We start from the raw sequence: 11,869 nt of genomic DNA on the forward strand, positions 1-11,869 counted from the left end.
ATACGGCATGTTTTTACCTGCCAATAACGGAACCCCGAATGTTCAGGTACAAAGCGCTACCGATAATGGCACTTACAGTTCGGCCTTTACCCAAACAACTGATGAGCTGGCTGGTGAAACGGACTGGAATAAAGAATGGGCGCAGATTTCTTATGTGAATACAAATGCATTGAAATACTTTGGCCAACGTTTGCCAAATAGTGTAGCCAATAACACCTGGACACGCATGAAAGAGATTAATCTTTTTCTTCAGGAAATTGACAAACATGGTTTAACAACAGACGTAACCAATAAATTTAAAGGACAGATGTACTTTTGGAGAGCCTGGCAATATTTCGAATTGGTTAAGTTATATGGTGGAGTACCATTGGTATTAACGCCCCAAGATCCAATTGTTTCTTCCGGACCAGACAACGAAATACAAAGAAGTTCATCTTCTGCCTGTATCGAACAGATTGTTAAAGATTTAGATCTGGCAATTTCTTTATTGCCTGGAAAATGGACAGGTGTAGATAATGGTAGGATTACATCAGGTGCAGCGGCTGCGTTAAAAGGTAGGGTACTGTTAACATGGGCTAGTCCACTTTTTAACCGTACTGATGACAGGATACGTTGGGAAAGAGCCTACCAGGCAAATTTAGCGGCAAAAACCTTATTAGAAGCTAATAGTTTTGGTTTATATAAAGTAGGCGGAACAGCAAACGGTGTAGCGTGGGGAAATATGTTCACAGCTGATAACAGTATCGAATCTGTATTCTCTTTTGGCTTTAATGCACTAACAACTGGAAATCCACAAAAAAACAATGGTTGGGAACAGGCTACGCGTTCGCGTGAAATTAATGGCGCCGGATCAATATCGCCAACCAAGCAGATTGTGGATGCCTTCCCGATGAGAGATGGTAAACCGATTACGGCCTCATCTTCAACTTACCCATATTCTGATGCTAAGTTTTACAAAAATAGAGATCCCCGATTTTATAAAACTTTTGTATACAACGGAGCCATTTGGCCATATAGCGGAGCCACAAATTATAAACAATGGACCTACGTATGGAAAAAAACGGCAACAGCTGGCTATAATGGCACTACTGAAACAAAAGGAGCCAATGCAAGCGGTATTTATTTATGTAAAGCAAATAATCCAAATGCAAACAACTCCATCGGTAATTTCAGTAATAGTCCAACAGATTATATGGAAATAAGATTTGCTGAAGTAGTACTTAACTTAGCCGAATCGGCTATTGGTACAGATAAATTGAGCGAAGGTTTTGAAGGTATTAAATCTATAAGAGATAGGGCAGGTATTTTAGCTGGCACTGATGGTTCTTATGGCATTGGAAATGGTTTAAGCCGCGACCAATTATTTGCTGCCGTATTAAATGAAAGAAAAATAGAATTCGCTTATGAAAGTAAACGTTTCTGGGATTTAAGGAGATGGATGTTATTTGAGTCAGGCGCAACTACAGCCAGATTAGGTTTTGCTCCATTAAACGGTACCCGCAGAACTGGTTTTTATATCGGTGTTAAAACAACTGCAGGTGCAGATTACGTTGGTGCAAATGATCCATTATTAAAACCTGCTACGGGAACAGCTCCGTTAATTGACAGAGACCCAGCTACCTATCCTGCAGGTATAACAACATATGATCAATACCTTGATTACCTTTACGATAACTATTTTAAAGTAAGCGTTAGAGATGATCTTGACAAAACAAGCCCAGCGAATTGGAAATTCACCTGGTATCCTCAATATTATTTCTTTGGAATCAATCAAACTGTATTATCAGCAAGTCCTTATCTACAACAAACAACAGGTTGGGATAGCATGAATGGAGGTGGTACCTTTGATCCATTAAAATAAATGAGCTAAGATCTTGGAGCGGTTTGCTCACCGCCCTGTTTTTTTTATATTTGGTTTGGAAAAAGGGGACATTAATTTGTTTCCTTTTTTTTATTTAAGAATGTTACATTTATATATGAATTTTATTCTTATCTTGTAACATGGCTGCGAGAATGAATTTAATTTGTTACAGGCATTTTTGCCAATTGATAAGATGGTACAATAGATAGCCAAAATTATACATTAAACAGGTGCTTTTTGCATGCAAATTTGAAAGATAATATACTTTCTAACCAAAATTACTTACAAGGATAGACAAAGAAATGAGCCACGATTTTCAATATCAGCAATTAGATTTTTTCTGCTAGTTAAAAATATTTCGTAATTTCTTTCTCTTCCCAACGAACAACACAAATGAAAAAGAACATTTTAAATCTGTTGCTAACAACAGCATTAATACTCTCCGCAAATTATACGTTTGCCCAATATCCAAACATTCCGGCCAACATCAAGAAATCATCTGATTCAATGATGAAGGAAGCTTATCACCAATCGGATATTGCCTGGGAGAAAGCAAAGCCGATTATTGCAAAAGAAGCAGCACAAGGTAAGCCATATATTCCATGGGCAGGCAGACCAAATGATTTACCACAATCAGATTTATTGGCTTTTCCAGGTGCAGAAGGCGGTGGAGCCTATAGTTTTGGTGGTCATGGCGGTAGGGTTATTGTAGTTAAAAACTTAAACGATAGCGGTCCAGGTTCTTTGCGTGATGCCTGTGAGCAGGGTGGTGCAAGGATTGTGGTATTCAATGTTTCAGGGATTATCAGGTTAAAAACGCCATTAATTATTCGCGCGCCTTATATTACTATTGCTGGTCAAACCGCACCTGGTGATGGTGTTTGTGTGGCCGGCGAATCGGTTTGGTTAAATACACATGATGTGATTGTTCGTTTCATGCGTTTTAGAAGGGGAGAAACCTTTGTTGGTCGCAGAGATGATGCCATTGGTGGTAATCCCGTAGGTAACATTATGATCGATCACGTTTCGGCAAGCTGGGGATTAGACGAAAACATGTCGATGTACCGCCATATGTACAATGATAGTACTGGCAAAACAGAAGAGAAATTAGGAACGGTAAATATCACCATTCAAAATTCGATCTTTTCTGAAGCATTAGATTATTGGAACCATGCTTTTGGCAGCACCTTAGGTGGAGAAAACTGTGCCTTTGTTCGTAACCTTTGGGCAGATAACGGTGCACGTAACCCATCAATTGGTTGGAACGGAATTTTTAATTTCGCTAACAATGTGGTTTTTAACTGGAATAACCGCTCTACAGATGGCGGCGATTATACCGCACAATATAACATCATCAATAACTTTTATAAACCGGGTCCTGTTACTGAACTAAAAGATCCGATCAGTTACCGCATTTTAAAACCAGAATCTGGCCGTAGTAAATTACCTTATGTTGTTTTTGGCAGGGCTTATGTAGCTGGAAATATCATCGACGGCAACGAAAAAGTAACCAAAAATAACTGGGATGGAGGGGTTCAATTAGAAGATAAAAAAGGAAATTTAATGTCTTTCGAAGAAGCAAGTAAATATTTCGCAGCGATGAAAGCTAAGAATCCCTTTCCAATGCCTAAGATTAGCATTATCCCTACTTTAAAAGCTAAAGAATATGTTTTGGCAAATGCTGGTGCAACTTTACCAAAGAGAGATCCGGTTGATACCCGGGTAATTAAACAGGTTGCCACAGGAAAAATTGAAGTTCACCCTGATGCGAAACCGTCTGCTTTTCAATTCGAACACCGCAGATTACCTGGCGATTCTTACAAGCAAGGTATCATTACCGAAGTTTCTCAGGTTGGAGGTTACCCAGCATATAAAGGCACACCATATAAGGACAGTGATGATGATGGCATGCCTGATGCTTACGAGCTTAAAAATGGTTTAAATCCTAAGGATGCATCTGATGCTTCAAAAATCACTAAAAGTGGTTATGCAAACATCGAAGTATATTTAAATAGTGTGGTTCCACTTTCTATTGTTAAGCCTAACTAATATGCGTACCTGGAATTCAATTTTTAGCATAATAGTGCTTTGTGGCATTGGAAATGCAGCCTTTGCACAATATCCGGTAATCCCAGAGGCTATGGAAAAGAAAGCCGATTCGCTTTTAAAAAGCATTGAAGAAAAATCTGAACTGCAATTTTTAAAAGTAAAACACATTGTAGATGAAGAAGCAAAACATGGTAAACCTTATATTCCATGGGCAGCAAAACCAGGCGATCTACCGCAAGCTAAAACAGTGGCCTTTCCGGGTGCTGAAGGTGGTGGTGCTTATTCTTTTGGCGGCCGTGGAGGAAAAGTTTACGTCGTAACCAGTCTTGAAGATTCGGGCAGCGGAACTTTACGCGAGGCTTGTGAGCAAGGCGGTGCCCGAATCATTGTTTTTAACGTTTCGGGTATCATCAAATTAAAAACACCACTGATTATCCGTGCACCTTATATTACCATTGCCGGTCAAAGTGCGCCCGGTGATGGAATCTGTGTAGCTGGCGAATCGGTTTGGATTAATACCCACGATGTGGTGATCCGTTATATGCGTTTCCGTCGTGGTGCAACCGATGTTACCCGTAGAGATGATGCCATTGGCGGAAATCCTGTAGGAAACATCATTATCGATCACGTTTCGGCAAGTTGGGGACTGGATGAAAATATGTCGATTTACCGCCATGTTTACGATCCAAAAGATGGTTCTAAACCTGTAAAATTACCTACAGTAAACGTTACCATTCAGAATTCGATCTTTTCTGAGGCTTTGGATACCTACAACCATGCTTTCGGAAGTACAATTGGTGGTTTGAACAGTACTTTTATGCGTAACCTTTGGGCATCAAATATCAGCAGGAATCCATCTGTTGGGATGTATGGCGATTTTGGTTTTGCCAATAATGTGATCTTTAACTGGTGGAACAGGAGTGCCGATGGTGGCGATAATGCTTCATTTTATAGTTTCATCAACAATTATTATAAACCAGGCCCCATTACACCTGCGGGCGAACCGATTTCTTATCGTATCTTAAAACCTGAATCGGGTAGGGATAAAAAGTTCTCGAGCGAATTTGGTAGGGCTTATGTAACCGGAAATATTATAGAAGGAAATGAAAAAGTAACCAAAAATAATTGGGACGGTGGCGTTCAGCCTGAAAGTAAAAGAGATAAACAAAAACTATTAGATTCGATGAAAGTAGATAAACCTTTGCCAATGGCTAAAATTTCCATCATTGATACTAAAAAAGCTTATGATTATGTTTTAGCTAATGCTGGTGCATCCCTTCCTGTTAGAGATGCTGTTGATCAACGCATTATCAGGCAGGTAACCACTGGTAAAATTGATCATGTTGAGGATGGGAAACTTCCAGCTCAACAAAGTTATGTAAAACGCCGTTTACCTGCAGATTCTTATAAAAAAGGAATTATTTCAGATATCGCACAAGTAGGCGGATATCCTGAATATAAAGGAAAACCTTATATAGATACCGATAACGATGGTATTCCTGATAGTTGGGAAACCAAAAACGGACTAAACCCGAAAGACGCTAAGGATGCATCAAAAATTTCGAAATCAGGCTATGCCAATATCGAAGTTTATTTGAATAGTTTGGTAGATATCAATAAAGTGAGACCTGTTAAGGGTTAAAGAAAAAAGACTAAAGCTGAAAGACTGAGTATCTTCTATCCAAAATCGTCATGCTGAATTTATTTCAGCATCTTTCATGCTATAAAGACCCTGAAATGAATTCAGGGTGACGACCGTTCATAGATTGTTGACAAAGAAAATAACATTAATGCCAAAAACTAACCACATATTAAAAGTTATACAACTAAAAACCTTACCGATTTTGGTAATGGCGCTTTTGGTGTTTAATTTTTCTTTTGCCCAAAAAACAAAACCGGTGGAGCAACCAAAACCTATCTTTAAAGGGAAGGACGGTAAAATGGCTTATACACCGGATGCAGATGGAAACCGCATTCCCGATTTTTCTTATGCAGGTTACATGGCAGGCGAAAAAGCCATTCCCAATGCACCAATAAAGGTAATAGTTCCGGTTTCAAAAGGCGATGCTACTTTAAGGATTCAATCGGCCATTAATTATGTTTCGAAATTACCAGTCGGGAAAGATGGTCTGCGTGGTGCGGTTTTATTGGAAAAAGGAACTTACGAAGTTGCCGGAACATTAAGGTTGTCAGCTTCTGGGGTAGTACTCCGTGGAAGTGGAATGAGCGAAAATGGTACAAAGATTTTTGCAACTGGTTTAGACCGGATGGGTGTAATCAGGATTATAGGTCAAAAAAACAGGATAGAAGAACAGGCAATCGCAGTTACAGATGCTTATGTGCCCGTTAATGCAAATAAAATTACACTGGCTAATGCCAATGGATTTAAAGTAGGTGATCAGATCATCATTAACAGACCTTCAACCAAAGAATGGATCGAAACCCTCAAAACGGTCGAATTTGGTGGTGGTGAAAGTGCTTTGGGATGGAAACCAGGAACTAGGGATATTCATTGGGATAGAAAAATTACCGCAATTAATGGAGTTACAATTACCTTTGATGCCCCAATTACAACAGCTTTAGATGCTAAATATGGTGGCGCAACGGTTTCAAAATATAAATGGGATGGAAGAATTGCACAAACAGGTATTGAAAACCTGAAAATCGAATCAGATTATCATAAAGAAAATATTAAAGACGAGTATCACCGTTGGACAGCTATCTGTTTAGAAAACGTACAGGATGCCTGGGTTCGTCAGGTGGTTTTTGAGCATTTTGCAGGTTCTGCAGTAAATGTTTTGGAAACTTCAAAAAGGATTACTGTTGAAGATTGTAAATCGTTAGCCCCAATTTCCGAAATCGGTGGCGAGCGCCGTTTTACCTTTTTAACAACTGGTCAGCAAACGCTTTTCCAAAGGTTATACTCAGAATATGGCTACCATGATTTTGCTGTTGGCTTTTGCGCTCCAGGCCCCAATGTTTTTGTGCAGTGTCAGTCTTATTTACCTTTCAGTTTTAGCGGCGCAATTGATAGCTGGGCATCAGGTGTATTATTCGATATCGTAAATATTGATGGACAAGCGTTGAGTTATTTAAACCGCGGACAGGATGGGCAAGGTGCTGGCTGGAGTGCCGCAAATAGTGTTTTTTGGCAATGTAGTGCCGCAAGGGTTGATAATTTTCAGCCACCAACAGCTCAAAACTGGGCTTTTGGAACTTGGTCTCAATTTGCCGGAAATGGCTATTGGGATGTGTCGAACGAACAGATTCAGCCGCGAAGTTTATATTATGCCCAACTAAAAGATAGATTGGGAAGTGAGGTAGATCGCAGGAATTTTGTACTGCCTGTTGAAACGGAAGCATCAAGCAGTCCACCTGTAGATGTTGCATTAAAACTGACAAAATTGGCCTACAAACCTGCTTTAACCGTCTCGGAATATATTGATGCAGCACCTGACAGGAATAAAATCCCGACAGATGCTGGTTCGGCAAAAAGCATAGATAAAATCGGCTTAGATAAAGTTGCTCAACCTGCTCTTGCGGGTGCAATGGGCATCAAAAATGGTTGGTTGGTTCGTGGCAGCGAAATCGTTCTGGGTGATCGTCAGGATGTGCCTTGGTGGAACGGAAGCGCCCGTCCGTATGGATTAAAAAATGCGAAGTTTCATATCACACGTTTCGTTCCCGGTCGTTCTGGTAATGGTTTAACTGATGATCTGGATTCGATGACCGATGCCATGAAAAACGGTCAGGTTAAAGTGCTAGATCACAATTATGGCCTTTGGTACGATAGAAGAAGAGATGATCACGAACGCATCCGCCGTATGGATGGCGAAGTTTGGGCACCTTTTTATGAATTGCCTTTCGCTCGTAGCGGACAAGATAAAGCCTGGGATGGTTTGAGCAAATATGACATTACCAAATACAACCTTTGGTATTGGGACAGGTTAAAGCAATTTGCTAATCTGGCTGATCAAAAAGGCCTGGTTTTAATCCACGAGAACTATTTTCAACACAACATTATCGAGGCCGGGGCGCATTATGCCGATTTTCCTTGGCGTACCGCAAACAACATAAACAACACAGGTTTCCCTGAACCTGTACCATATGCTGGCGACAAACGCATTTTTATGGCTGAGCAGTTTTACGATATCAGCAACGAACACCGCAAGGCGATCCATAAAGCTTATATCAGAAAATGTTTAGAGAATTTTGATGGAAACTCAGGCGTTATCCAGTTAATTGGTGCCGAATTTACCGGTCCGTTGCACTTTGTTCAGTTCTGGATCGATACCATTAACGAATGGGAAAAAGAAACAGGCAAGCACCCAATTATTGGCTTAAGTGTAACTAAAGATGTTCAGGATGCCATTTTAGCGGATCCGAACCGTGCTGATGTTGTCGATCTGATCGACATTAGGTACTGGCATTACCAGGCCGATGGAACGGCTTACGCACCACAAGGTGGGCTAAGTTTGGCTCCACGTCAGCATGCACGTTTGTTAAAACCTAAAAAAACCTCTTTCGAAGAAGTTTACCACGCAGTATCTGAATATAAAAACAAATTCCCTGAAAAGGTAGTGATTTATTCAGGAGATAGCTTTGACAGTTTCGGTTGGGCAATTTTAATGGCAGGTGGTTCGCTTTCCAATGTCGATGGAATTGATGCTTCAATTTTAACCGCGGCATCTTCGATGAAACCCTTTTTACCTGCAGATAAGTCTGCAAAACAATATGGTTTAGTAAACCCGGGTAAAGCATATATTTTGTATAACGCTTCTGCCAATACCATCAATCTCGATTTGAGCAAAGTATCTGGAAAATTCAACGTAAAAGTGCTGAACACGAGAACAGGGAAACTACTTAAAGAAGAGAAAATTAATGCCGGCGCTATTACTAAGTTAAAGAAGGTTGGATCAGGCGACGAAGTCATCATCATCAATAAAATTTAACATGAACATTAAATCTAAAATATTTCTGCTTGTTGTGGTTTCTTGCTTAGCTTTTGGCTGTAAGGAGAAACCTCATTTTGGCGATAAGAGCCTCCTTGTTTCTGAGAATGGCAGATACCTCACTACTGGCGATGGCAAACCTTTTTTCTGGTTGGGCGATACAGGCTGGTTATTGTTCAGCAGGTTAACCCGCGAAGAATCGAATACTTACCTCGAAGACCGCAAACAGAAAGGTTTTAATGTAATCCAGGTGATGTTATTACATGATGTTCCATCGAGAAATGTGTATCTGGATTCGTCGGTTGTACATGCAGATGTATCAAAGCCGATGCTTACACCGGGCAATAACCCAAAAGATTCTTTGGCTTATGATTATTGGGACCATGTAGATTATATCGTTGATCAGGCAGCAGAAAAAGGCCTTTATATGGCCCTGGTTCCGGTTTGGGGTACCAATGTAAAAAATAAAAAAGTGAATAAAACGCAGGCAAAGGCTTATTCTGAGTTCCTGGCAAAACGTTATAAAGATAAGTGGAACATCATTTGGCTCAATGGTGGTGATATTAAAGGTAGTGATGGTGCGGATGTTTGGAATACCATTGGCGAAACTTTAAGGGCAAACGATCCGAATCATTTAATTACTTTCCACCCCAGGGGAAGAACAGCTTCTTCACAATGGTTTCAAAATGCAAAATGGTGCGATTTTGATATGGTTCAATCTGGCCATCGCCGTTATGATCAGGATACATCTAAAAATGAAAAATTGCATTATGGCGAGGATAACTGGAAATATATCGAAGCCGATTATAAATTAAAACCTACCAAACCAACCATTGATGGTGAGCCTTCGTACGAAGATATTCCTCAGGGCTTACACGATACTACCCAACCACGCTGGACAGACAGTGATGTGAGGAGATATGGTTACTGGTCGGTTTTTGCTGGTGCTTTTGGCTATACCTATGGTCATAATTCGGTGATGCAGATGTACAAAAAAACAGATTTAAAACCTGCTTATGGTCCGAAAGACCAGTGGATCACTGCAATTAATGCCCCAGGTGCTAAACAAATGCAATATTTAAAAGATTTAATGCTTTCTCATTCTTATTTCGACCGTGTGCCTGATCAGACTTTGGTAGCAGGTAAAAACGGCGAAAAGTACGATCGGATTCTTGCCACAAGAGGTGAAGAATTTGCACTGCTTTACACCTATACAGGACGTAATTTCAGTGTGCAGCTAGGTAAAATAGATGGCGATGAAGTAAAAGCATCATGGTTTGATCCAAGAACAGGAAAAAGTACAAAAATCGGAGAATTTGAAAATAAAGGAATAAAAGAGTTTAACCCACCAGGTGAGCCTGCAAATGGTAATGATTGGGTGTTAGTGTTGGAGGAGATATAAATAGTTAAATCGTCATTCCCAACTTGATTGGGAATCGTAATGCTTTGGCTATTGTTTGTGTATTAAGGTTCCCGCCTGCGCGGGAATGACGACCGCGAGAAACGTCATTTCGACTGAAGCGCAGCGAAATGGAGAAATCTATCGCGAGAGTTAAAAAAATGTCATCCTGAGCGGAGTAGAAAGACAATCTTTTTAACAAATTACAGAAAAAGGTCTTCGACTACGCTCTCCACAGGAGTCCTTTGGACAGACTGACGACCGCCGTGCTTAACTTAATGACATTGACTGCCTTGGGGTAATCGGAGAAAGGAATCAGATAAAAGACGATTGGTAGTGAAGCTTATTTGCTGTCAAGGTAAAGCAATCCACCAAACCCCGGTTGGTCCCGATCATATCCCTCTGCCCCCATTTTTGCTATTACTTGCTGGGTAAAGGGCATTAAAAGTCCCTTTCTGCGTACATAATGGTTATAGGCCACCTGGTAAATAGGAATAAATCTTCCCCTTCCTGTAACGGATATCTGTTCCCAGTCACTATATTTTCCAGTTATATCCTTCCATTTTTTAAACGGAACCTGGTTGCCGAGGTTATAGCTGGCGGTATATTCGAATCCTTTTAACAGCCGGTTATCAAGCGCACCATAAAGGTCATCCCCTTGTTTCCATGCAATCTCACAGATAGTGGCCATCGCCCCTATCCCTAACTGGCAATGCCCCTGGTCTCTACCGCTTTCCTGGATCTGTCCGGTTTCCCCGTCCACATAGTTGGCTATGGTTCCGTTATCGTTAGCATGGAGATAAAAATTTACAGCTTTATGATACATTTTCTGATCATCAAGATAGATTGCAGCCGAGAGGTAGAATTTTGTCACTATGGGTCCCCAGTTTCCATTTGTATAAGCAGGGCTTGCATAAAACTGCTCACAGACTGGCAAAAAAATCCCTGTTACCATACGGGCTATCCGCTCAAGTTTTCTGGGATCAGCCCTTTTAAAATCGTATTTCAGGATTTCCAGGGCATTGATAATCTTGGTTCCTTCCAATCCGACCAATAACGGAGCATCGTTGGTAGCTGGAATGCGCTGCAGGGAATCTGCATAGCCTAGCAATATTGTAATGGCCTTTTCGGCATGTTTTTGATCGCGTGTAGCTATCCACATGAGGCTGTTAAGATAAGCTGCGCTGAAGTCTGCTTCCATCAGGCTCTTGGTATTCCCAAACTCCCCGTCTCTGGATATTACCCTGAATGGCCCTTTCATCTTATAGTCTGTGCTGGCCAATGAATTATCCCTTAATAGCTCAAACGATGCATAACCCACCGAACTTTTATCCTGGGCGGTCTGATATATCCTTTGTAGATCTGAGCTGGAAAAGAGGATACCCGGATGTATGAATTTCTGCTGTGCTGATGAAATAGAGCTTAAAAAAAATAGAAAATAGGCAATCAAATAAAGATTCTGTATTTTTTTCATTGTTTTGGATTAAATAGATATTTTGAAACACACCTTTACAGGCCTGATCATAAAAGTGAATGTACGCTATACGACACGAAAAATATAGTACCATACTCACATTGTAACACCTAGGATATAAACATATTTTCAGC

Annotated in this window: 6 protein-coding genes; 5 read left to right on the forward strand and 1 reads right to left on the reverse strand. The window is 40.5% G+C overall.

Annotated features, from left to right (window positions below; genetic code table 11):
• The 5 genes from ASU31_RS16085 to ASU31_RS16105 all read left to right on the forward strand — a co-directional run.
• A partial coding sequence (locus ASU31_RS16085) for a RagB/SusD family nutrient uptake outer membrane protein (protein WP_057933307.1) occupies positions 1–1,861 on the forward strand: 1,861 nt, incomplete at its 5' end.
• Between the two features lie 393 nt (positions 1,862–2,254).
• Positions 2,255–3,910: a pectate lyase family protein gene (locus ASU31_RS16090; RefSeq protein ID WP_057933308.1), complete on the forward strand. Its 1,656-nt coding sequence runs from the start codon at positions 2,255–2,257 to the stop codon at positions 3,908–3,910.
• A 1-nt stretch (position 3,911) separates the two neighbouring features.
• Positions 3,912–5,552 (forward strand): hypothetical protein, encoded by a 1,641-nt coding sequence (locus ASU31_RS16095; protein WP_057933309.1) that lies wholly within the window; start codon positions 3,912–3,914, stop codon positions 5,550–5,552.
• A gap of 148 nt (positions 5,553–5,700) precedes the next feature.
• Complete coding sequence (locus tag ASU31_RS16100; RefSeq protein ID WP_083505394.1) at positions 5,701–8,862, forward strand: DUF6298 domain-containing protein; 3,162 nt, start codon at positions 5,701–5,703, stop codon at positions 8,860–8,862.
• A gap of 1 nt (position 8,863) precedes the next feature.
• Positions 8,864–10,264 carry a glycoside hydrolase family 140 protein gene (locus tag ASU31_RS16105; protein ID WP_057933310.1) on the forward strand — a complete coding sequence of 467 codons (1,401 nt, stop codon included), beginning with the start codon at positions 8,864–8,866 and terminating at the stop codon, positions 10,262–10,264.
• A 340-nt stretch (positions 10,265–10,604) separates the two neighbouring features.
• Here the strand turns inward: ASU31_RS16105 and ASU31_RS16110 are convergent, their stop codons facing one another.
• The gene (locus tag ASU31_RS16110; protein ID WP_057933311.1) at positions 10,605–11,735 is read right to left on the reverse strand and encodes an alginate lyase family protein; all 1,131 of its coding nucleotides are present in this window, start codon (positions 11,733–11,735) and stop codon (positions 10,605–10,607) included.
• Between the last annotated feature and the right edge of the window lie 134 nt (positions 11,736–11,869).

Source organism: Pedobacter ginsenosidimutans, assembly GCF_001442625.1.
Classification (GTDB): Bacteria; Bacteroidota; Bacteroidia; order Sphingobacteriales; family Sphingobacteriaceae; genus Pedobacter; species Pedobacter ginsenosidimutans.